At 71.4% G+C, this 22,412-nt stretch carries 18 protein-coding genes and 1 pseudogene; 13 read left to right on the top strand and 6 right to left on the bottom strand.

All coding sequences use genetic code 11. The annotated features are described in order from the left end of the window. Positions 1-62 precede the first annotated feature (62 nt). Positions 63-2,141 (bottom strand): annotated as a pseudogene (locus tag EDC02_RS38850) (SpoIIE family protein phosphatase); the annotation flags it as partial. Positions 2,142-2,252: 111 nt separating this feature from the next. On the opposite strand from EDC02_RS38850, the gene EDC02_RS38845 reads away from it, so the two are divergent. Continuing rightward, entirely contained in the window at positions 2,253-6,617 is a 4,365-nt protein-coding gene (locus EDC02_RS38845) for a HAMP domain-containing protein (RefSeq protein ID WP_123607034.1), read from the top strand. Next, on the top strand, positions 6,614-7,162 hold the full coding sequence (locus EDC02_RS38840) for a two-component system response regulator (RefSeq protein ID WP_123607033.1): 549 nt from the start codon (positions 6,614-6,616) through the stop codon (positions 7,160-7,162). Before EDC02_RS38845 ends, EDC02_RS38840 begins: the two co-directional genes overlap by 4 nt. A gap of 58 nt (positions 7,163-7,220) precedes the next feature. On the opposite strand, the gene EDC02_RS38835 is transcribed toward EDC02_RS38840, so the two are convergent. Then, the gene (locus EDC02_RS38835; RefSeq protein WP_123607486.1) at positions 7,221-7,550 is read right to left on the bottom strand and encodes an STAS domain-containing protein; all 330 of its coding nucleotides are present in this window, start codon (positions 7,548-7,550) and stop codon (positions 7,221-7,223) included. Positions 7,551-7,698: 148 nt separating this feature from the next. Between EDC02_RS38835 and hemL the strand changes: the two genes are divergently transcribed. The 8 genes from hemL to mqnP all read left to right on the top strand — a co-directional run bounded on the left by hemL (position 7,699) and on the right by mqnP (position 16,210). After that, the gene (gene hemL / locus EDC02_RS38830) at positions 7,699-9,069 is read left to right on the top strand and encodes a glutamate-1-semialdehyde 2,1-aminomutase (protein WP_123607032.1); all 1,371 of its coding nucleotides are present in this window, start codon (positions 7,699-7,701) and stop codon (positions 9,067-9,069) included. Next, a complete protein-coding gene (locus EDC02_RS38825; RefSeq protein ID WP_123607031.1) occupies positions 9,066-9,713 on the top strand; it encodes a histidine phosphatase family protein in 648 nt (215 codons plus the stop codon). The genes hemL and EDC02_RS38825 overlap by 4 nt, the downstream gene beginning before the upstream one ends. A 1-nt stretch (position 9,714) precedes the next feature. Then, positions 9,715-10,341, top strand: coding sequence for a TlpA disulfide reductase family protein (locus EDC02_RS38820; RefSeq protein WP_123607030.1), 627 nt, complete (start codon positions 9,715-9,717; stop codon positions 10,339-10,341). Continuing rightward, the gene (locus EDC02_RS38815) at positions 10,334-11,119 is read left to right on the top strand and encodes a cytochrome c biogenesis CcdA family protein (RefSeq protein WP_123607029.1); all 786 of its coding nucleotides are present in this window, start codon (positions 10,334-10,336) and stop codon (positions 11,117-11,119) included. The genes EDC02_RS38820 and EDC02_RS38815 overlap by 8 nt, the downstream gene beginning before the upstream one ends. Next, positions 11,119-12,738, top strand: coding sequence for a cytochrome c biogenesis protein ResB (locus tag EDC02_RS38810; protein ID WP_123607028.1), 1,620 nt, complete (start codon positions 11,119-11,121; stop codon positions 12,736-12,738). Before EDC02_RS38815 ends, EDC02_RS38810 begins: the two co-directional genes overlap by 1 nt. After that, positions 12,738-13,739 carry a c-type cytochrome biogenesis protein CcsB gene (gene ccsB, locus EDC02_RS38805; RefSeq protein ID WP_123607027.1) on the top strand — a complete coding sequence of 334 codons (1,002 nt, stop codon included), beginning with the start codon at positions 12,738-12,740 and terminating at the stop codon, positions 13,737-13,739. The genes EDC02_RS38810 and ccsB overlap by 1 nt, the downstream gene beginning before the upstream one ends. 84 nt (positions 13,740-13,823) lie before the next feature. Beyond that, positions 13,824-15,287, top strand: coding sequence for a menaquinone biosynthesis decarboxylase (locus tag EDC02_RS38800; RefSeq protein ID WP_123607026.1), 1,464 nt, complete (start codon positions 13,824-13,826; stop codon positions 15,285-15,287). Next, positions 15,284-16,210: a menaquinone biosynthesis prenyltransferase MqnP gene (gene mqnP / locus EDC02_RS38795; protein ID WP_233606670.1), complete on the top strand. Its 927-nt coding sequence runs from the start codon at positions 15,284-15,286 to the stop codon at positions 16,208-16,210. Before EDC02_RS38800 ends, mqnP begins: the two co-directional genes overlap by 4 nt. Before the next feature lie 58 nt (positions 16,211-16,268). Here mqnP and EDC02_RS38790 read toward each other — a convergent pair whose 3' ends face one another. After that, a complete protein-coding gene (locus tag EDC02_RS38790) occupies positions 16,269-17,312 on the bottom strand; it encodes a terpene synthase family protein (protein ID WP_233606669.1) in 1,044 nt (347 codons plus the stop codon). A 110-nt stretch (positions 17,313-17,422) separates the two neighbouring features. Here EDC02_RS38790 and EDC02_RS38785 point away from each other — a divergent pair, with 110 nt between their 5' ends. After that, complete coding sequence (locus EDC02_RS38785) at positions 17,423-18,052, top strand: UbiX family flavin prenyltransferase (RefSeq protein ID WP_123607024.1); 630 nt, start codon at positions 17,423-17,425, stop codon at positions 18,050-18,052. A 41-nt stretch (positions 18,053-18,093) separates the two neighbouring features. Here the strand turns inward: EDC02_RS38785 and EDC02_RS38780 are convergent, their stop codons facing one another. Further along, the gene (locus EDC02_RS38780) at positions 18,094-18,357 is read right to left on the bottom strand and encodes a BldC family transcriptional regulator (RefSeq protein ID WP_305036233.1); all 264 of its coding nucleotides are present in this window, start codon (positions 18,355-18,357) and stop codon (positions 18,094-18,096) included. A gap of 291 nt (positions 18,358-18,648) precedes the next feature. Here EDC02_RS38780 and EDC02_RS38775 point away from each other — a divergent pair, with 291 nt between their 5' ends. Together EDC02_RS38775 and EDC02_RS38770 are read left to right on the top strand one after the other, a co-directional pair. Continuing rightward, positions 18,649-19,098 carry an Lrp/AsnC family transcriptional regulator gene (locus EDC02_RS38775; RefSeq protein ID WP_123607023.1) on the top strand — a complete coding sequence of 150 codons (450 nt, stop codon included), beginning with the start codon at positions 18,649-18,651 and terminating at the stop codon, positions 19,096-19,098. A 30-nt stretch (positions 19,099-19,128) separates the two neighbouring features. Next, positions 19,129-20,229 carry a PLP-dependent cysteine synthase family protein gene (locus EDC02_RS38770; RefSeq protein ID WP_123607022.1) on the top strand — a complete coding sequence of 367 codons (1,101 nt, stop codon included), beginning with the start codon at positions 19,129-19,131 and terminating at the stop codon, positions 20,227-20,229. Positions 20,230-20,235: 6 nt separating this feature from the next. Here the strand turns inward: EDC02_RS38770 and EDC02_RS38765 are convergent, their stop codons facing one another. Together EDC02_RS38765 and EDC02_RS38760 are read right to left on the bottom strand one after the other, a co-directional pair. Continuing rightward, positions 20,236-20,856 (bottom strand): putative glycolipid-binding domain-containing protein, encoded by a 621-nt coding sequence (locus EDC02_RS38765; RefSeq protein ID WP_199758070.1) that lies wholly within the window; start codon positions 20,854-20,856, stop codon positions 20,236-20,238. A 77-nt stretch (positions 20,857-20,933) separates the two neighbouring features. Then, entirely contained in the window at positions 20,934-22,376 is a 1,443-nt protein-coding gene (locus tag EDC02_RS38760; protein ID WP_233606744.1) for a DEAD/DEAH box helicase, read from the bottom strand. Positions 22,377-22,412: the final 36 nt, after the last annotated feature.

Below are 22,412 nucleotides of genomic sequence, written 5' to 3'. Positions count from 1 at the left end.
AGCGGGTCACGCGCCGATCTGGGTGGGCGGCGAGAGCCGGCCGGGCCGGCCTTCGCCGCCGGCTCGTTGCGCACCACCAGGATCGCGATGTCGTCGCGGGGCGCCTCGACCGAGAAGTCCAGCGTCGTGGTGCGCAGCCGGGCCGCCACCACGTCGGCGGAGAAGCCGGCCAGCGGTGCCGCGGCGCGACGCAGCCGCTCGGTGCCGAACAGCTCCCGCCCGTTGCGCCGCTCGGTGATCCCGTCGGTGTAGAAGACCAGCGAGTCGCCGGGTGCCAGGCTGAGCTCCACCGACGGCGCGACGATCTCCTCCAGCAGCCCGAGCGCGGTGCCGCCGGCACCGACGAACCGGGCCTGCCCGTACCCGCTGATCAGCACCGGCCGGTCGTGGCCGGCCAGGTGCAGCCGGACGTCCAGCCGCTGGTCGGCGGTGACCGTCACGGCGGCCATGGCGAGCGTGCAGTAGCGCCCACCGCCCCGCTCGACGAGCGTGTCGTTGAGCCGGACCAGCACCTCCGGCAACGCCTTTCCGTCGCGTACCAGCACCCGAATGACGTCCCGGACCAGCCCGGTGACGGTGGCCGCCTGCACCCCCTTGCCGGACACGTCGCCGACCACCACCAGCCAGCGGCCCTCCGACAGCGGCACCACGTCGTAGAAGTCCCCGCCGACCTCGACCGCGTCGCCGCTGGGCACGTACTCGGCGGCCAGCCCGATCCCGCCGATGGTGGGCAGCCCCGGTGGCAGCAGGGACTGTTGCAGGGTGTGTGCGACCCGTCGGCGTTCCTGATGGATCCGGGCGTTGTCGATGGCCAGCGCGGCCCGCCGGGCGACGTCCTCCAGCACCGACACCTCGTCCGGGTCGTGCCGGTGCCGCTGGTGCCGGCCGACCGCGAGGGTGCCGAGCCGCTGGCCCCGGGCCACCAGCGGTACGGCGAAGCCCTCCATCGGTGCGCCGAGCGGCACCTGTGATCCGCTGCGCGACGCCTCCCGCAGCCGGGCCAGCACCGAGTCGGGGCCGGACTCGCGCAGCGCGGCATGCAGCGCGGGCAGCACCGTCTCGTCGGCGTGGCTCGCGGCGGCCAGCTGCAGCTGGCCCCACTCGTCCGCGGTGTGCACCGCGCACCACCGGCCGAGCCGGGGCACCACCAGCTGCGGGATCAGCGCCATCGTCAGGTCGACGTCGAGTGATTGGGCGAGCAGTTCACTCGCCTCGGCCAGGAAGGTCAGCCAGGTCTGCCGGCGCAGGTCGGCGCGGCGCAGCCGGTCGTTCTCCAGGTGCAGCGACAGCCGCTCGGCGACGAGCGCGGCCAGCGGCCGGGCGTAGTCCGACGGCGCGGCGTCGAGTTCGAGTTCCCCGGAGTACGGCCGGTGCACGGTCAGTGGTACGCGCAGCAGTTCACCGGAGCGCGGCTGCCGGCCGTACCGTGCCAGGACCTGGGTGCCGTTGCCGTCGCCGCGGTCCAGCCGGACGGTGCCACCGGCCGCGCCGACCAGGTCCGCGACCCGGGCGAGCAGGCTGCCGGCCAGGTCCGCGAGCGGATCGTCGGCGTGTGGTTCCGGCCCGGCCTGCATCAGTGCGGCGAGTGTCCCGGCGCTCGGCGCGGCGGGCGGCCGTGCGTGGTGATCATCGTCGTCGGTGGGTGCCGGCCGGGTGCCGGCCGGCCACGGTGGGAACCAGTCGTCCGGTGCCGGTGGGGTGCCGTGCCGGTCGAGCCGGAACCAGACCCCCTTGCCGGTCCGCAGGTGGGTGGTGCCCCAACGGCTGGCGAAGTGGTCGACGAGGAGCAGGCCCCGGCCTCGCTCGGACACCTCGGAGATGTTCTGCCGCTCGTTGCGGGGCAGCGCGGCGACGTTCTCGATCGGGCCGGCGGCGAAGTCGGTGACCGTGACGGTCAGCCCGACCGGGTCGGCCACCACCTCGATGACCAGCTCGGTGCCGGCGTGCACCACCGCGTTGGTCGACAGCTCGGTGGTGAGCAGCAGGGCCTCGTTGATCAGTTCATCCAGGGCAGCTTCGGACAGTACCGACCTGACCACCGCGCGTGCGGTGGCCGGGGTCCGTCGGTCGGCCGGTAGGCGGACCCGCCGGACATGCTCACTCCCGGTACCGGTGGCGGAACGCTCGGCCCTAGCTGTCACCTGCCGGTTCCTCCGATCCCCTGACAGATTGGTGCGGGCATGCGCCTCGCATCTGCCACGGTAGTCGAGCAATGATGAGGTCAGCCCACTCCCAGAGCTGAGCGAGGAGTTATGACCAGCGCGAAACAGCTGTCCTCCGACCAACGGCCGGCGATCGACGAGACCGCGCTGCTGACCGAGCTCGCCGAGGCGCTGCGCCGGGTGGGGCAGGGGGATCTGAAGGTACGGTTGCCCCGCCGCGTCGGGGTGGCCGGCGAGGTCGCCGACGCCTTCAACGAGGTGGTCTCGCTGCAGGAACGTCAGCACCTGGACCTGCGCCGGATCAGTCGGATCGTGGGCCGGGACGGCCGGCTCAGCGAACGCCTCGACGAGGAGGGCTTCGGCGGCGCCTGGGCGGACAACCACCAGGCGATCAACGCGCTGATCGACGACCTGGGTCGACCGACCACCGAGATCGCCCGGGTGATCCGGGCGGTCGCCGAAGGTGACCTGTCCCAGCACATGGAGCTGGAGATCGACGGACAGCCGCTACGCGGCGAGTTTCTGCGGATCGGCCGGACGGTGAACACGATGGTCGGCCAGCTGTCGTCGTTCGCCGACGAGGTCACCCGGGTCGCCCGGGAGGTGGGCACCGAGGGCAAGCTGGGTGGTCAGGCGCGGGTCAAGGGGGTCTCCGGCACCTGGAAGGACCTGACCGACAACGTCAACTCGATGGCCTCCAACCTGACCCACCAGGTGCGGTCGATCTCCCAGGTGGCCACCGCGATGTCCCGGGGCGACCTGTCGCAGAAGATCACCGTGTCGGCCAAGGGTGAGGTCGCCGAGCTCGCCGACACGATCAACATGCTGACCGACACGCTGCGGTTGTTCGCCGAGCAGGTCACCCGGGTCGCCCGCGAGGTGGGTACGGAGGGCAAGCTGGGCGGGCAGGCCCAGGTGCCGAACGTGGCCGGCACCTGGAAGGACCTGACCGACAGTGTCAACTCGATGGCGTCGAACCTGACCGCCCAGGTACGGAACATCGCCCAGGTCTCCACGGCGGTCGCCAAGGGCGACCTGTCGCAGAAGATCACCGTTGCCGCCCAGGGCGAGATCCTGGAGCTGAAATCGACGGTCAACACGATGGTGGACCAGCTGTCGTGGTTCGCCGACGAGGTCACCCGGGTGGCCCGCGAAGTCGGCATCGAAGGCAAGCTGGGTGGTCAGGCCCAGGTTCGTGGGCTCTCCGGGACGTGGCGTGACCTGACCCAGAACGTGAACCAGCTGGCCGGCAACCTGACCAGTCAGGTCCGTAACATCTCCCAGGTCTCCACGGCGGTCGCCAAGGGCGACCTGTCGCAGAAGATCACCGTCGACGCACGCGGCGAGATCCTGGAGCTCAAATCGACGGTCAACACCATGGTCGACCAGCTGTCGCTGTTCGCCGACGAAGTCACCCGGGTCGCCCGGGAAGTGGGTACGGAAGGCAAACTCGGCGGCCAGGCCCAGGTCAAGGGGGTCTCCGGCACCTGGCGCGACCTCACCGACAACGTCAACTCGATGGCCTCCAACCTCACCAGCCAGGTCCGCAACATCGCCTCGGTCACCACCGCCGTCGCCAAGGGCGACCTGTCGCAGAAGATCACCGTCGACGCACGCGGCGAGATCCTCGAACTCAAGTCGACCGTCAACACCATGGTCGACCAGCTGTCGTCGTTCGCCGACGAAGTCACCCGGGTCGCCCGCGAAGTCGGCACCGAGGGCAAACTCGGCGGCCAGGCGCAGGTGCGCGGGGTGGCCGGGACGTGGCGGGACCTGACCGACAACGTCAACTCGATGGCGTCGAACCTGACCGCCCAGGTACGGAACATCGCCCAGGTCTCCACGGCGGTCGCCAAGGGCGACCTGTCGCAGAAGATCACCGTCGACGCACAGGGTGAGATCCTCGAACTGAAATCGACCGTCAACACCATGGTCGACCAACTGTCGTCGTTCGCCGACGAAGTCACCCGGGTCGCCCGCGAAGTGGGTACGGAAGGCAAACTCGGCGGCCAGGCCCAGGTCAAGGGGGTCTCCGGCACCTGGCGCGACCTCACCGACAACGTCAACTCGATGGCCTCCAACCTCACCAGCCAGGTCCGCAACATCGCCTCGGTCACCACCGCCGTCGCCAAGGGCGACCTGTCGCAGAAGATCACCGTCGACGCACAGGGTGAGATCCTCGAACTCAAGTCGACCGTCAACACCATGGTCGACCAGCTCTCCTCGTTCGCCGACGAAGTCACCCGGGTCGCCCGCGAAGTCGGCACCGAGGGGGAGCTCGGCGGCCAGGCCCAGGTCAAGGGGGTCTCCGGCACCTGGCGCGACCTCACCGAGAACGTCAACCAGCTGGCGTCCACCCTGACCACCCAGCTGCGGGCGATCGCCCAGGTCTCCACCTCGGTGACCCGTGGCGACATGACCCAGCACATCACCGTGCAGGCGCAGGGCGAGGTCGCCGAGCTGAAGGACAACATCAACCAGATGATCGTCACCCTGCGGGACACCACCAAGAAGAACGCCGAGCAGGGCTGGCTGGACTCGAACCTGGCGCGGATCGGTGGCCTGCTGCAGGGGCAGCGGGACCTCGGCGAGGTCTGCCGCATGATCATGAATGAGGTGACGCCGCTGGTCGACGCGCAACTCGGCGCGTTCTTCCTCGCCGACGCCGACGACGGGGTGACCCGCCTCGGGCTCACTGCCGCGTACGGCTACGTGGCCCGGGACCACAAGATCATCTTCGGGCCGGGCGAAGGGCTGGTCGGCCAGGCCGCCGTCTCCCGCCGGACCATCCGGGTCGGCGCCGGCGCCACCGGCGCGCTCACCCTGCGGTCCGGACTGCTCAGCATCCCGCCCCGGGACCACGTGGTGCTACCGGTGCTGTTCGAAGGTGAGATGCTGGGGGTGATCGAGTTCGCCTCCGTCGCCGCCTTCTCCGAGCTGCACCTGGCGTTCCTGGAGCGGCTGGTCGCCACGATCGGCATCGCGGTCAACACCATCCAGGCCAACAAACGCACCGAGGAACTACTTTCCCAGTCGCAGCGACTGGCCAACGAGATGCAGGCCCAGTCGGCCGAACTGCAGCGCACCAACGCCGAGCTGGAGGACAAGGCCCGGCTGCTGTCCGAGCAGAAGGGCAACATCGAGACCAAGAACCGGGAGATCGAACTGGCCCGGATCGGTCTGGAGGAGAAGGCCCAGCAGCTGTCCCGGGCCTCGGCGTACAAGTCGGAGTTCCTGGCGAACATGAGCCACGAGCTGCGTACCCCGTTGAACTCGCTGCTGCTGCTGGCCCGGCTGCTCGCCGACAACCCGGACGACAACCTCACCGAGAAGCAGATCGAGTTCGCCAAGACCATCCACAGCGCCGGCTCCGACCTGCTGTCACTCATCGACGACATCCTCGACCTGTCGAAGATCGAGGCCGGCCGGATGGACGTGCAGCCGGCCGAGGTGCCGTTCGGCGAGATCCGGTCGTACGTCGAGCAGGCATTCGCGCCGCAGGTCGACGAGAAAGGGCTGGAACTGCGCGTCGAGGTGGCGCCGGACCTGCCGTCGGCGGTCGTCACCGACGCGCAGCGGCTGCAGCAGATCCTGCGCAACCTGCTGTCCAACGCGGTGAAGTTCACCGACTCGGGGTCGGTGACACTGCAGATCGCCCCCGCCCCGCAGGACCTGACCTTCGAACAACCAGCGCTGTCCACCGCCGACCAGGTGGTCGCCTTCACGGTGATCGACACCGGGATCGGCATCTCCGACGACAAGCTCTCGCTGATCTTCGAGGCGTTCCAGCAGGCGGACGGAACGACCAGCCGCCGGTACGGCGGCACCGGCCTCGGCCTGTCGATCAGTCGCGACCTGGCCCGGCTGATCGGCGGCGCGATCTCCGTCTCGTCGGTGCCGGGCGAAGGATCCACCTTCACGCTGTACGTTCCCGACGTGCTCAACACCGACGCGGTGCTGCCGCCGGCACCGTTGCCGGCCGCCGCGCCGATCCGCACCGCGCTGCCACCGCTGACCCGGCCGATCGAGGTGGACCGCCCCGAACCGCCGACCACCCGGCGGCTGGACGGGGCCACCGTACTGATCATCGACGACGACGTGCGCAACGTCTTCGCGCTGACCAGCGCGCTGGAGCTGCACGGGATGACCGTGATCTACGCGGACAACGGGGTCGACGGCGTACGTAAACTCGCCGAACGCCCCGAAGTGAACATCGTGCTGATGGACGCGATGATGCCGGACCAGGACGGTTACGAGACGACCCGGATCATCCGCCGCAACGAACGCTTCGCGGACCTGCCGGTGGTCTTCCTGACCGCCAAGGCGATGCCGGGTGACCGGGAGTCCGCGCTGCAGGCCGGCGCGACCGACTACATCACCAAACCGGTGGACCTGGACGAACTGATCACCCTGATGGTGACCTGGATCAACGCGGCTGAGGAGTTGAACTCGTGACTGCCGGATCGGCGAAGGTACTGCTGGTGGACGACCGGCGGGACAATCTGCTCGCCCTGGAGGCGATCCTGCAGGGGATGCCGGTGCAGGCCGTGGCGGTGGAGAGCGGCGAGGACGCGCTGAAGAAGCTGCTGGTGGACGACTTCGCGGTGATCCTGCTGGACGCGCAGATGCCGGAGATGGACGGGTTCGAGACGGCCAACCACATCAAGCGTCGCGAACGCACCCGGCACGTACCGATCCTGTTCCTGACCGCCGCGGACCGCGACGCCCAACTCGCCCTGCGCGGGTACGCCGCCGGCGCGGTCGACTACCTGATCAAGCCGTTCGACCCGTGGGTGCTGCGGGCCAAGGTCGGCGTCTTCGTCGACCTCTGGGTGAAGAACCGCCAGCTCGCCACCCAGGCGGACCTGGTCCGGCAGCGGGACGAACAGGTACGGCAACTGTGCGCGGCCATCGACCGGGCGACCGCCCGGCTGCGCGACGGCGAGGTGAATCCGGCCGAGGTCGCCGACGAGTTGGAGGCGGCCCGCTGGGGCGGCTGACCGCAGCGCCGGGCTGGCCGCCCCTGGCTGACCGCAGCGCCGGGCTGGCCGGCCCGGGTCAGCCGGCGCCGTTACGGATGGTGAGCGCCGACCGCAGCCCGGTGATGTTCAACACCCGGTGCAGGAACTCGCCGACGTTGGTGAGCAGCAGCAGACTCTGCGCGTGGCTGGCCTTGCGGGTGAGCACCACCAGGGTGCCCAGCCCCTGCGAGTCGCAGAAGGTGACACCGGCCATGTCCAGCACGATCCGCGACGGCGCGTCACCGAGTAGATCGTTGACGGTGGTGGACAGCTGGGCGGCGGTGAGCATGTCGATCTCGCCGACGAGGCGTAGCACAGCCTCGTCGGGAGTGCGCCGCAACGCGATCGACAACTCCGCCCGCTCCACCCGGCCAGCGTATCGCGACAGCGCGAGCCCGGCCCTGGTACGGCGGTCGCCGCAACCCCGGCCGCTGGGCCCGGCGGTCGCCGCGACCCGGCCGCTGGGCAGGGTCGGATGTGCGGTCCCCTGGTGACGCTGCCACAATGGCAGGGCCGTGACTGCCACCGAAACTGCCGGCGCCCGCCCGTACCCGGCGCACGCGCCCGCATCCCAGGCCCTGTTCGACCGCGCCACCAGGATCATCCCTGGCGGGGTCAACTCGCCCGTGCGCGCCTTCCGGGCGGTCGGCGGGACACCCAGGTTCATGGCCCGGGGGTCCGGCCCGTGGCTGTTCGACGTCGACGACCGGCGCTACCTCGACCTGGTCTGCTCCTGGGGACCGCTGATCCTCGGCCACGCTCACCCCGAGGTGGTCGCCGCGCTCAGCGCGGCCGCCGCGCACGGCACCAGCTTCGGTACGCCGACACCCGGCGAGGTGGAGCTGGCCGCCGAGATCGTCGACCGCACCCCGGTGGAGCAGATCCGGCTGGTCAACTCCGGCACCGAGGCGACGATGTCGGCGATCCGGCTGGCCCGCGGCCACACCGGCCGGCCCCGGATCGTCAAGTTCGCCGGCTGCTACCACGGCCACGTCGACGCTCTGCTCGCCGCCGCCGGCAGCGGGGTGGCCACCCTCGGGCTGCCCGACTCGCCCGGGGTGACCGGTGCCGCCGCCAGCGAGACGATCGTGCTGCCGTACAACGACGTGGCGGCGGTGGAGGCGACCTTCGCCGAGCACGGCGACCAGATCGCCGCGATCATCACCGAGGCGGCCGCCGGCAACATGGGTGTGGTGCCGCCCGCCGCCGGCTTCAACGCCGCGCTGGCCCGGATCGCCCACGCCCACGGCGCGCTGCTGATCGTCGACGAGGTGATGACCGGGTTCCGGGTCGCCCGGGGCGGCTGGGCCGAGCTGGAGCCGGTCGACGCCGACCTCTACACGTACGGCAAGGTGATGGGTGGCGGCCTGCCGGCCGCCGCGTTCGGTGGCCGGGCCGAGATCATGCGGCAGTTGGCCCCGGCCGGCCCGGTCTACCAGGCCGGCACGCTCTCCGGGAACCCGCTGGCCTGCGCCGCCGGGCTGGCCACGCTCCGGCTGGCCGACACCGACCTGTACCGGCGGCTGGCCGACGCCGCGACCCGGGTCGCCGAGCTGGCCACCGGGGCGCTCACCGCCGCCGGGGTGCCGCACCGGCTCTCCACCGCCGGCACCATGTTCTCCATCTTCTTCACCGACGCCGAGGTCACCGACTACGCTGGCGCCCGCCTGCAGGACGTCGACGCGTACCGCGCCTTCTTCCACGCGATGCTCGCGCACGGCGTCTACCTGCCCCCCAGTGCGTTCGAGGCATGGTTCGTCTCGGCGGCGATCGACGACGCCGCCCTGGAACAGCTCGCGGCGGCGCTGCCGGCCGGGGCCGCGGCCGCCGCCGCCGCTGCGGCGGACGGCGCGCTGCGGGCACCGACGCTGAGGGACAACGCATGAAACGGACGGTCGTCCACGTACTGCGACACGGCGAGGTCCACAACCCGGAGAAGATCCTGTACGGCCGGCTGCCCGGTTTCCGGCTCTCCGAACTCGGTGTGCAGATGGCCAAGGCGGCCAGCCAGGCCCTCGCCGACCGGGACGTGGTGCACGTGGTCGCCAGTCCGTTGGAACGCGCCCAGGAGACCGCCGAGCCGATCGCGGCCCAGTTCCGGTTGCCGGTGTCGGTCGACGAACGGCTGATCGAGTCGGCCAACTGGTTCGAGGGTCGGCGGGTCTCCCCCGGCGACGGGTCGTTCCGTGACCCGCGTAACTGGTGGGTGCTGCGCGATCCGGTCACCCCGTCGTGGGGCGAGGCCTACACCGCGATCGCCGAGCGGATGTTCGCCGCGGTGCACGCCGCCCGGGTCGCCGCCGAGGGCCACGAGGCGGTCTGCGTCTCCCACCAGCTGCCGATCTGGACGCTGCGCCGCTACCTGGAACGCAAGCGGCTCTGGCACGACCCGCGCCGCCGGCAGTGCGGCCTGGCCAGCCTGACCGCGATCCACTTCGAGGACGCGAAGGTGGTCGGTATCGGCTACTCCGAGCCGGCCGCCCACCTGATCGCCATGTCGCCGTCGGCGCGGACGGCCAAGGGGGCCTGAGATGCGGTCGGCACGTGGTGGGCTGATCGCGCCGGGCCGCCGGGCGGCCGCCCTTGTCGCCGGTACGCTGGTCGCCGCGCTCGCCCTGACCGGCTGCGCGGCCAGCGACTGGGCGACCGACTGCGAGACCGACCCGCAGGGCGTGATCCGGTGCACCGGTGACGACCGGCCGGCGGCACCGGAGCTGGACGCCGAGCTGCTCGACGGCTCCGCGTTCGATCCGGCGGCGTACCGGGGTCAGGTCCTGGTGGTCAACTTCTGGGGCTCCTGGTGCCCGCCCTGCCGGGCCGAGGCCGCCGACCTGGAGGCCACCTACCAGGCGACCCGGGACCAGGGGGTGCGCTTCCTCGGCATCAACGTCCGCGACGAACGGGACAAGGCCCGCGCTTTCGAGGCGGGCCGGGTGACGTATCCGAGCCTGTTCGACCCGGCGAGCCGGCTCGCCCTGGACTTCAACATCCCGCCGAACAGTATCCCCGCGACGATGATCATCGACCGGAGCGGCCGGATCGCCACCGTCGTACGCGCCGAGATCCGTCAGGACGACCTGCAGCCGCTGGTCGAACAGGTCGCCGCCGAGGCGACCGGCACCGGCACCGGCACCGAGCCGGACCCGGCCGATGGGTGAGACGTTCGCCGAGATCGCCCGGGGCGGTCCGGTGCTGCTGGCTCTCGGCCTGGCCGCGCTGGCCGGGCTGGTCAGCTTCCTCTCCCCGTGCATTCTGCCGCTTGCCCCCGGCTACCTGTCGTACGTCACCGGACTGGCCGGCTCCGACCTCGACGCCGGCGGCAGCGGCGGCGCGAGTGCTGGCGGTTCGTTCGGCGGCCGGCACGGCCGGGTGCTGGCCGGGACCCTGCTGTTCATCAGCGGGTTCACCGTGGTCTTCACCCTCACCGCGATCCTGATGGCCAGCGTCGGCCGCCACCTGTTCGTCTACCAGCGGCCGGTGGAGATCGGCGTCGGTCTGCTGATCATCCTGTTCGGGCTGGCCTTCCTCGGTCTGGTGCCGGGCCTGCAGCGCGAGGTGCGGGTACGCCGGCTGCCGGAGGCCGGTTTGGTCGGCGCCCCGGTGTTCGGCGCGGTCTTCGCGCTGTCCTGGACACCGTGCGTCGGCCCCACCCTCGGCGCGGTGATGGGGATGGCGACGGTCAGCGGCCAGACCGACCGGGCGGTGGCGCTCGCCGTGGCGTACTGCCTTGGGCTCGGTCTGCCGTTCGTCATCTTCGGCCTGGCGTTCCGCCGGCTGCTCGGCGTGTTCACGGTGATCCGGCGCAACAGCCGCTGGGTCACCCGGGTCGGCGGGGCGATGCTGATCCTGGTCGGGGCGGCGCTGGTCACCGGCGCCTGGACCGACTTCGTCATCTGGTTCCAGGCCACCGTCGGGGCCGGCGAGGTCGGCATCTGATGTCCCGGCCGAATCCGGCGCTGGCTCTGCTGCGCAACTCGTGGCGGCAGCTGACCAGCATGCGGACCGCGCTGATCCTGCTCTTCCTGCTGGCGGTGGCGGCGATCCCCGGTTCGCTGCTGCCGCAACGCGACGTCAACATCGAAAACGTCGACGCGTACTTCGCGGCGAACCCGCGGCTGGCCCCGGTGCTGGACCGGCTCGGCATGTTCGACGTGTTCGCCTCGACCTGGTTCGCGGCGATCTACCTGCTGCTGTTCACCTCGTTGGTCGGCTGCATCGTGCCCCGGCTGCGCGAGCATGTACGGGCGTTGCGGGCGGCGCCACCGGCCGCGCCGCGCCGGCTGGACCGGCTGCCGCAGCACGCCCGCTGGACCACCGTCGGCGACACTGCGGCCAGCGACACTGCGGCCGGCGACGCCACGGCCGGCGACGCACCCGCCGCCGCGCGGGACGCGATCGCCGCCGAACTGCGCCGCCGCCGCTGGCGGGTCACCGTCGCCGACGACAGCGTCGCCGCCGAGAAGGGCCGCCTGAAGGAGACCGGCAACCTGGTCTTCCACCTGTCGCTGATCGGCGTCCTGCTCGGGGTCGCGGTGGGAAGCTGGTTCGGCTGGAACGGCAACCGGCTGCTGGTCGCCGGGCCGGACACCGCGTTCTGCAACACCGTGCAGCAGTACGACGAGTACCGGCTCGGCCCCCGGATCTCCGACGGTGACCTGCCCCGGTTCTGTCTGGAGCTGACCGACTTCACCGCCACCTTCCTGGAGACCGGACAGCCGGCCAGCTACTCCGCCGAGGTACAGGTCGACGCCGACGGCGGTGCCGCCCGGACCGAGACGTTCTCGGTGAACTCCCCGCTGCGCCTCGACGACGCCAACGTCTACCTGCTCGGGCACGGCTACGTGCCGGTGCTGCGCTACACCGACCGCTACGGGCAGGCGCAGACCGTCTCCGCGCCGTTCCTGGCCGTCGACGGGATGCTGACCAGCGAAGGGGTCGCCAGCTTCCCGGACGCCAACGTCGACCCGGCGACCGGCGAACGCGATCCGCAGCTGCAGGTGGCCTTCGAGGGGCTCTTCCTGCCGTCCGCCCCGCAGCAGCCGCCGTACGTCCGCTCCACCCACCCGGAGCTGCGCGACCCGGCGGTGATGCTGTGGGCGTACCGGGGCAACCTCGGCCTGGACGCCGGCATCCCCGGCTCGGTCTACCAGATCGACCAGCGGCAGGTGGAGGCCGGCAGGCTGCTGCCGGTCGGTGACCCGCAGCTGCTGCGGGTCGGCGAAACCATGACCCTGGACGACGGCAGCACCATCGAGTTTCTCGACATTTCGCAGTACGTGACCCTGTCGGTCCGGCACGATCCCGGCAGCGGCCTGCTGCTGGCCAGCTCGGCGGCGCTGCTGTTCGGGCTGATGCCGGCGCTGTTCGGCCGGCGCCGCCGGGTGTGGTTCCGGGTCACACCGACCGGCCCCGACGCAGCGTCAACGACACCCGGTAGTAGCTTGGTCGAGGCCGGTGGGCTGCCGCGCACCGACCATCCCGGGTTCGGCGACGAGTTCCGGGAGCTCATCCGGGCACTCGGCGGCGACGCCGGGCCACGGGAAGGACGGCACTGATGTCAGCACTGTCGGATCAACTCCTGGTGGTGGCGATCTTCGCGTACCTGCTCGCGATGATCTGCCACGCGGTCGAAGCCGGGTTCGGCACCCGGCGTACCGCCGCCGCGACGGTGCCCGACCGTGAGCTCGCCGCCGTCGCGGCGGCCGGCACCGGCGGCGGGCCCGCTGCGCCGGTGCCCGGATCCGACCTGACCGATCCGGCCATCGGCAAGACCACGGGTACGGGCGACGAGCGGACCGGCTGGTCGGCGGTCGGACTCGCCGGCTGGTTCGCCGTCGGCGCCACCGTGCTGGGCGCCCTGTTCCACCTGGCCTGCCTGGTCACCCGGGGGATCGCCGCCGATCGGCTGCCGTGGGGCAACATGTACGAGTACGTGCTGGCGATCACCTTCGTCGGGGTGGCCGCCTGGCTGGTGCTGGTCTACCGCCGGCCGTCGCTGCGGCTGCTCGGCCTGTTCGTCGCGCTCGTCATGGTGGCCCTGCTCGGCCTGGCCGGCCTGGTGTTCTACACCCCGATCGCGCCGCTGCTGCCGGCCCTGCAGTCCTACTGGTACGGCATCCACGTCTCGACGATCATGGCCTCCTCCGGGTTGCTGCTGCTCGGCTCGGTCCCGGCCGCCATGTTCCTGCTCCGGTCCGGCTACGAGCAGGGCCGGCGCGGCTTCCCCTACCTGCTCGCCAAGCGGGTCCCGGCCGCCGCCTCGCTGGAGCGGCTCACCTTCGGTCTGCACGCCATCGGCTTCCCGGTGTTCACCTTCGCGGTGATCGCCGGGGCGATCTGGGCGGAACACGCCTGGAGCCGGGCCTGGGCCTGGGACCCGAAGGAAACCTGGGCGTTCATCTCCTGGGTGATCTACGCCGGCTACCTGCACGCCCGGGCCACCCCGAGCGTACGGCGGACCACGGTCACCTGGATCGCGATCCTCGGCTTCCTCACCATGCTGATGAACCTGTTCGGGGTCAACTACTTCTTCGAGAGCCTGCACTCCTACGCCTGACCGGCACCGGCCCGAGTCCGGACGCGGCGCGAATCACCGCCCCGGGTGGTGGCACCGGCCGCCGGGTAGGCCAGACTTGGCGGCATGGCGGCTCCAGGTTTCCCGTACCAGGATCTGAAGGACTTCGTCGCGGCGCTGGAGGCGGCCGGTGAGCTGCGGCGGGTCGACGTACCGGTGGATCCGACGCTGGAGATCAGCGAGGTCGTCACCCGGACCGTGCGGGCCGGCGGACCGGCACTGCTGTTCGACCGGCCCACCCGGGGCGAGATGCCGGTGGCGATCAACCTGTTCGGCACCGAACGGCGCACCGCGATGGCGCTCGGCGTCGAGAACCTGAACGAGATCGGTGACCGGATCGGGGCGATGATCAAGCCCGACCTGCCGGTCGGCTGGTCCGGCATCCGCGACGGGCTCGGCAAGGTCATGCAGCTCACCTCGCTGCCGCCGCGCAAGGTGAAGACCGCGCCCTGCCAGGAGGTCGTCTACACCGGCGCGGACGTCGACCTGAACCGGCTGCCCGGGCTGCAGGTCTGGCCCGGCGACGGCGGCATCTTCCACAACTACGGGCTGACCCACACCAAGCACCCGGAGACCGGCAAGCGCAACCTGGGCCTCTACCGGCTGCAGCAGCACTCGCCGACCACGCTCGGCATGCACTGGCAGATCCACAAGGACTCCACCGCCCACCACGCCGTCGCCGAGCGGCGCGGCGAACGGCTGCCCGTCGCGGTGGCGATCGGCTGCGATCCGGTGGTCAGCTACTCGGCGTCGGCGCCGCTGCCCGGCGACATCGACGAGTACCTGTTCGCCGGGTTCCTGCGCGGCCAGCGGGTCGAGATGGTCGACTGCAAGACCGTACCGCTGCAGGTGCCGGCGCACGCCCAGATCGTGCTGGAGGGCTACCTGGAGCCGGGCGAGCGGCTGCCGGAGGGCCCGTTCGGCGACCACACCGGCTTCTACACCCCGGTCGAGCCGTTCCCGGTGCTGCACATCGAATGCATGACCACGCAGCGCGACCCGCTCTACCACTCGATCATCACCTCGAAGCCGCCGCAGGAGGACCACGGGCTCGGCAAGGCCACCGAACGGATCTTCCTGCCGCTGCTGCGGATGCTGATCCCGGACATCGTCGACTACGACCTGCCGGCCGCCGGGGTGTTCCACAACTGCGTGATCGTGTCGATCCGTAAGCGCTACCCGAAGCACGCCCAGAAGATCATGTCGGCGATCTGGGGCGCCCACCTGCTGTCGCTGTCGAAGCTGATCGTCGTGGTCGACGACGACTGCGACGTGCACGACTACCACGAGGTGGCGTTCCGCGCCTTCGGCAACGTCGACTACGCCCGCGACCTGCTGCTCACCGAGGGCCCGGTGGACCACCTCGACCACTCGTCGTACCAGCAGTTCTGGGGCGGCAAGGCCGGCGTCGACGCGACCCGCAAGCTGCCCACCGAGGGCTACACCCGGGGCTGGCCGCAGGAGATGACCATGTCGCCGGAGATCGTCTCGCTGGTGGACAAGCGGTGGCGGGAGTACGGGATCTCGTGAGCGCCGCAGCCACTGCCGGGGCGGCCGGCGCGCCCGCCGCCCCGGTCGGCAAGATCCAGGCCTTCCTACGGCTCGTCGCGATCGAGCACTCGGTCTTCGCGCTGCCGTTCGCGTACCTGTCCGCGCTGACCGTGATGGCCCGCCTCGACGGTGGCGTCCGCTGGCTCGACCTGCTGCTGATCACCGTGGCGATGGTCGGTGCCCGGACGTTCGCCATGGCCGCGAACCGGATCATCGACCGGCACATCGACGCGCGCAATCCGCGTACCGCCGGGCGGGAGCTGGTGACCGGGGCGGTGAGTGTCCGGACGGCCTGGACCGGTGCGGTGGTCGCCCTGGTGGTCTTCCTCGGCGCCGCCGCCGCGCTGAACCCGCTCTGCCTCGTGCTCGCCCCGCTGGCGGCGGTCCCGCTGGTGGTCTACCCGTACGCCAAGCGGTTCACCGACTGGCCGCACGCGGTGCTCGGGCTGGCCCAGCTGGTCGGCCCGGTCGGCGCCTGGCTGGCGGTCACCGGCACCTTCGACGGAGCCGGGCCGGCGATCCTGCTCGGCGCGGCGGTCGGGCTGTGGATCGGCGGGTTCGACCTGATCTACGCCTGCCAGGACGCCGAGGTCGACCGCGAGATCGGGGTACGCAGCGTACCCGCCCGGTACGGTCGACGCTTCGCGCTGCACGCCTCGACGGTGGCGCACCTGGTGACGTTCGCCCTGTTCGGGTGGTTCGGCGTGCTGGTCGGCTTCGGCTGGCCGTGGTGGATCGGGCTGGCGTTGACCGCGGTGGCGTTCGGCTACCAGCATCTGGTGGTGACACCGACCGATCTGTCCCGGGTCAACCGGGCGTTCTTCACCGCCAACGGCTTCGTCGGCATCGCGTTGTTCGCGTTCGCCCTGGTCGACCTGGTGGTACGGCTCGGCCTGCGCTGACCGCACCGGGTCGGGTCGGGGCCAGGCCGGCGCGGAGCCACCGACCGCCGGCCCGGCGTCAGGGCTGCCGGTAGCGGGCGCTCTCGAACGACCAGTCGATGGTGCCGCGGACGGCGTACCCGACCCCGGCCAGCAGGCCGTGCGCCGCCCGGTCGTGGTCCGGCCCGAACGACGGCACCTCGGCCCGGCGTGCGTCGAACGCCGCCATCTCGGCCCGCCACCGGTGCGCGACGGTGACCAGCGCGTCGCCGATCGGCACCCGCCGCGTCTCGGCGACCGCCACCACCAGGTTGTGACCGCCGGCGGTGGTCAGGTCGCGGGGCAGCGAGAAGAGGTCGTTGTACCAGGAGAGCAGGTCGTTGCCGACGACCCGGACATCGCGCACCCGGGGGTGGTGGAAGACGGCGTCCGGCACCGGGTCGCCGGTCGCGTACTCGACCAGGGTGTACGCCACATGCGCCGCCGAGGTGGCCCGGCGCAGCTCGACGTACTCGTCCGGGCCGGGCCGGTGACCGGCCGCCTTGTTCGCCGCCTCGCGTACCGCTCCGTCGAGGTGCTCGGCCACCGCCTCGACGAACCGCCGGCGCCACCAGTCGGGCATCGACTGCCGCACGGCCTGCCACGGACCGGCGAGCATCCGGCGCAGCGGCCCGGAAAAGGCCTGTTCTACGCGCGGCTCGGGGTCGGCGCGCAGCACCGTCAGCACCTCGTCGGCGAGTCGGCGCAACGTCCCCTCCTGCGGATCCGCGACCCCGTCGAACTCGTCGTCGAGCAGGAAGAACCAGGCGAACAAGGCGGCCAGCACCCGCAGCCGGTCCACCGGCGCGCCCGGATAGAGCCGGGCGGCGTACCGGCCGATCCGGGCCCCGGCGAGCCGACGGTGGGTGGCGGTGCCCGGCGGCAGTCCGCACCGCTGCAGCCAGCCGGGCAGCCAGGCGTCGGCCTGCGCCGCGTACGGGGACAGCACGGCGGACAGCGGGCAGGCGGCGCGCAGCGCAACGAGCAGTTCGCCGAGCAGTTCGACGGTCGGCTGGTCGAGGCAGGCAGAGTTGTCCGGGACGTCGGGGCGGGGCGGCGGCGGGGTGGATTTGCGGGAGTCCATGGCCTGCCTGCGAAGTTGCTGCCAATGTGTCCGTAAGGCGGGTCGTCTTACCCTATGGGGTGACCGGGCGCCGTGACAGCCCGCGACCAGCCACGCGAACAGGGATCTTGATGAGAAGACCATGGGTGATCGGCGTCTCCGGGGCGTCCGGTACGCCGTACCCGGCCGCAGTGCTCCGCGCGCTGCTCGACGCCGGCCATCCGGTCGACCTGGTGGTGTCCCGGGCGGCCCGGCTCACCCTGCTCGACGAGACCGGCGCGCCACTGCGGGACAGTCACTGGCGGGCCGACCTGGCCCGCTGGCTCGGCCGTGGGTTGGACGACGCGGACGTACGGTTCTGGCCGGCGGGTGATCTCGCCGCCGGGCCGAGCAGCGGCTCATACCAGGTACGCGGGATGGTGGTCGTGCCGGCCAGCACGGCGGCCTGCGCGGGTATCGCCATCGGGCTGTCGAAGGATCTGCTGCAGCGGGCCGCCGAGGTGAACCTCAAGGAACGCCGGCCGGTCGTGCTGGTCCCCCGGGAGACCCCGGTGACCCGCAGTCATCTGGAGCACCTGCTCGCCCTGCACGATGCGGGAGCGGTGGTGCTGCCGGCCAGTCCCGGCTTCTACGGCGCTGGTGCCGAGGCCACCGCCGCCCAGCTGATCGATTTCGTCGCCGGCAAGGTGCTGGACGCGCTCGGCGTACCGCACGATCTGTTCCGGCGGTGGTCCGGCGAGTTGGGCGCGGACCGGGCGTGACCACCGGCTTGGTTCGGCCCGGTGGTAGTACGGCCCGGCGGTCAGTACGACCCGGCTCCTCCTGATCCGTTCTCGGTGTGCCGGGGCGGCCGGGTGGTCTCCGCGCTTTCCGCCTGCATCTCTTCCAGCACGCCTTCGCCTTCGAGTAGCGCACGCACCTCGGACTCCCGGAACCGACGATGGCCTCCGGGAGTTCGGATACTGCCGATCCGGCCGGCCGCTGCCCATCGTGTGACGGTCTTCGGGTCGACGCGGAACAGCGCGGCCACCTCGCCCGGCGTCAGCAGACGATCTCCAGTGTCCACGGTCCCCTCCTCGCGTCCACGACGGCTCTGGCGTGGCCAGTCAGCCCCCCGATGGACCATGTGCCAGATGCCGTAGTGCCAGACGTACGGCCATTAGAGCACCGGCCGACCGCCGTGTCCGGGAAATGAGGAAAGCTACCCGACTGGGCAGTTACCCGGTAGGATTTGCGCCCTATGTTGTAATTTACCCCAGCTCATCAACCAGCGGATCCGGATGGGGAACGAGGCTGACATCGGCGCGGACGACTGCGGGCCACCCGGGCGGGCGGCAGGCACTAGGGTCTACATCCCGTGGACGCCATCGACCTCCGGCTCGTCGACCTGCTGCGCGGTAACGCCCGGCTCTCCTACGCCGAACTCGCCCGCCAGGTCGGACTCTCCGCACCCGCCGTACACGAACGGATCGGCAAGCTCGAAACCGCCGGCGTGCTGCGCGGCTACCGGGCCGACGTACAGCCGGAATCGGTCGGCCTCGGCGTCACCGCCCTGATTGGACTGGTCGAAGACTCAGGTGCCGACACCGAGGCGGTGCTGGACGCGCTGCGCGACATGCCGGAGATCGAGTCGTGCTACTTCATGGCCGGCACCGAGTCGTTCCTCTGCCTCGCCCGGGTCGGCACCATCGCCGAGCTGGAACAGCTCATCATGCGGCTGAACCGGACACCGGGGATCGCCAACACCCGGACCAGCGTCACGCTCTCCACCAAATGGGAGAACCGGCCCCGCCCCCTGACCGGGTGATTCGGCGACGTCACTTGTTACCGTCTGCGAGTGAATCAACTGGACCGGTACGACGACGCCGGCCGGGCCTGGGTGACCGACGCGATCGCCAAGGTCGAGGCGGACGCCAACCGGTCCGCCGACACCCACCTGCTGCCGTTCCCACTCCCCCCGTCCTGGGGCATCGACCTCTACCTCAAGGACGAGTCGGTGCACCCGACCGGCTCGCTCAAGCACCGGCTGGCCCGCTCGCTCTTCCTGTACGGCCTGTGCAACGGCTGGATCGGGCCGCAGACCACGATCGTCGAGGCGTCCTCCGGCTCCACCGCCATCTCCGAGGCGTACTTCGCCCGGATGCTCGGCCTGCCGTTCGTCGCGGTGATGCCCGCCAGCACCTCGGCGGAGAAGATCGCCCAGATCGAGTTCCACGGTGCCCGCCCCCACCTGGTCCGCGACCCGGCCGCTGTGGTGATCGAGGCACGGTGGCTCGCCGAGGACCTCGGCGGGCACTTCATGGACCAGTTCACCTACGCCGAACGGGCCACCGACTGGCGGGGAAACAACAACATCGCCGAATCGATCTTCGCCCAGCTGGCGCTGGAACGACACCCGGTCCCGCACTGGATCGTGGTCGGTGCCGGCACCGGCGGCACCAGCGCCACCATCGGCCGGTACGTCCGCTACCAGCGGCACCGCACCAAGGTCTGCGTCGTCGATCCGGAGAACTCCGCCTTCTACCCGGCGTGGTGCAGCGGTGACTGGTCGACCTCGACCGGCCGGGGGTCGATGATCGAGGGGATCGGTCGGCCGACCGTCGAAGCGTCCTTCCAGCCGTCCGTGGTGGACCGGATGATCCAGGTCCCGGACGCCGCCTCACTGGCCGCCATGCGCATCGCCAGCGAACTGCTGGGTCGGCGGGTCGGCGGATCGACCGGCACCAACCTGTGGGGCGCGTTCGCGCTGATCGCGCAGATGCGGGCCGCCGGCGAGCAGGGCTCGGTGGTGACGTTGCTGTGTGACAGCGGCGAACGGTACGCCGCCAGCTACTACTCGTCCGACTGGCTGACCCGGCACGGCATCGATCTGGCCCCGTACCGGGCCGTGGCCGAACAGTTCCTGCGTACCGGCGAGTGGCCGGCCGACGCCCGATGATCGGGATCAGGCCCGCTGTGCCAGCCCCGGATAGTGCAGCACGAAACCGTCCGGATCCAGCGTCACCTCGGCCGTGAAGCTGCCGCTGCGGTACCGGACCCGATCGGTGCCGAGCACCGTGTAGGTCTGCTCCATCGGCATCACCTCCAGGCTCGGCACCCGGACCCAGGCCGCGACCAGCCGGTGCTCCTGCCCGACCGGCTGCTCCGACAACCGCAGCCGGCGGACCGGCAGGGTGTTGAACAGCGGTGCGGCGTCCAGGTCGACGTCGAGCGCCGCGTCGAGCCGACCCGGTTCCTCGGTGCCGGGCAGGCCGACCGGGCTGCGCCCGGCCGACCGCAGAGCACGGTCCAGGTCACCCTGTTCGGCGGTGCTCACCCGCCACCGGCCGAGCGCCCGTTCCATCCGTACGGTCCGCAGCCAGCCGGCACCCTCGACGGTGACGGTGAGCCGCACGGCGGCCCACTGCTCGTCGGTGGCGAGCTCGTAATGGCAGCTGTACGGCAGCGGCGCCGCCGCCACCGCCACCCCGCGAGCGGTCAGCCCGCGCTGGTCGTCGAAGAGGACCTGATCGGCACCGCCGGTGTCCGTCCGCGTCCAGACGATCGATTTCGGCAACGTCGGCATGCTTCCGACCGTACCGGCCCGACGAGCCGCCGCGGAGCGGGTCGTCGGCGCCGGTCACGCACGCGGGTCGTAGCGGGTCAGTAGCTGCGGCTCGGCCGCCGGTCGGTGAAGCGCCGGTCACCGCCGGCGCGGTCGGCACCGCCCCGGCCGGCCCGGTCGGCACCGCCCCGGGCACCCCGCTCGCCGTCGGCCCGGAAGCGGTCCGGCCCGTCGGCCCGGGAGCGGTCGCCCCGCCCTCGGAAGCGGTCGGGGCGGTCCGGTCGGAACCGGTCCCCCCGGGGGCGGGACTGCCGGGGCGGCTCCGGCTCGTTCACGATCGGTACGCCGCTCGGCTCGGTCGCTCCGGTCAGCTCGGACAGCGCCGCGTCGCCGCGGCGTACCCGAGTCTGGGCCGGCTCCACCCCGGCCTTCTCCAGCATGGCCAGGGTGCTGCGCCGCTGCTTCGGCAGCACCAGGGTGGCAACCGCGCCGGACTCGCCGGCCCGCGCGGTCCGCCCCGCCCGGTGCAGGTAGTCCTTGGGATCCTTCGGCGGGTCGACGTGCACCACCAACGAGACCCCGTCGACGTGGATGCCCCGGGCGGCCACGTCCGTGGCGACCAGGACGTTCGTCCGCCCTTCCTTGAACTCTGCGAGGGTACGGGTGCGTACCCGCTGGGTCTTGCCGCCGTGCAGGGCACCGGCCCGCACCCCGACCGACGCCAACTGGTCCACCAGCCGGTCCACGCCCAGCTGGGTACGGGCGAACATCATGGTCCGCCCGGAGCGCGCGGCGATCGAGGCGGCCACGGCGAACTTGTCGTTCGGCGGGATCAGCAGCAGATGGTGGTCCATGGTGGTCACCGCAGCGGTGGCCGGCGCGGTGGAATGGGTGACCGGGTCGGTCATGAACCGCTGGACCAGCGTGTCGACGTCGTTGTCCAAGGTGGCCGAGAAGAGCAGCCGCTGAGCGTCCGCCGGAGTCTTGGCCAGCAGCTCGGTGACCTCCGGCAGGAAGCCCATGTCGGCCATCTGGTCCGCCTCGTCCAGGACAGTGATCTCGATGTCGTCCAGCTGGCAGACGCCGCGCTGGATCAGGTCACCGAGCCGCCCCGGGGTGGCCACGATGATTTCCACACCGCGACGCAGCGAATCGATCTGCCGGTCGTACGGGACGCCGCCGACCGCCGTCTTGAGGAAGACCCCGACCGCCCGGCCCAGCGGGAACAACGCGTCGTTGACCTGCATCGCCAGCTCGCGGGTGGGGACCAGGATCAGCGCCCGGGGCCGCAGTGGGCGGGCCCGGCGACCGTCGGCGATCCGGGCCAGCAACGGCAGGCCGAACGCGAGGGTCTTGCCGGAGCCGGTCTGGCCCCGGCCGAGCACGTCCCGGCCGGCCAGCGCGTCGGGCACGGTGGCGCGCTGGATCTCGAACGGAGTCGTGATGCCCTCCCGGGCGAGGGTCCGGACCAGTTGCCGGGGCAACCCGAGCGCCGCGAAGTCAGGCTCGTCGGCGACCGGCTCGGCGGCCGCGGCCGCCACGACCGGCTCGGCGACCTGGCTGGTCGCCTGCTCCAC

Origin of the sequence: Micromonospora sp. Llam0, assembly GCF_003751085.1 — a bacterium.
In the GTDB taxonomy this organism is placed as follows: Bacteria; Actinomycetota; Actinomycetes; order Mycobacteriales; family Micromonosporaceae; genus Micromonospora_E.
This window is presented reverse-complemented; position numbering and strand designations above follow the sequence as displayed.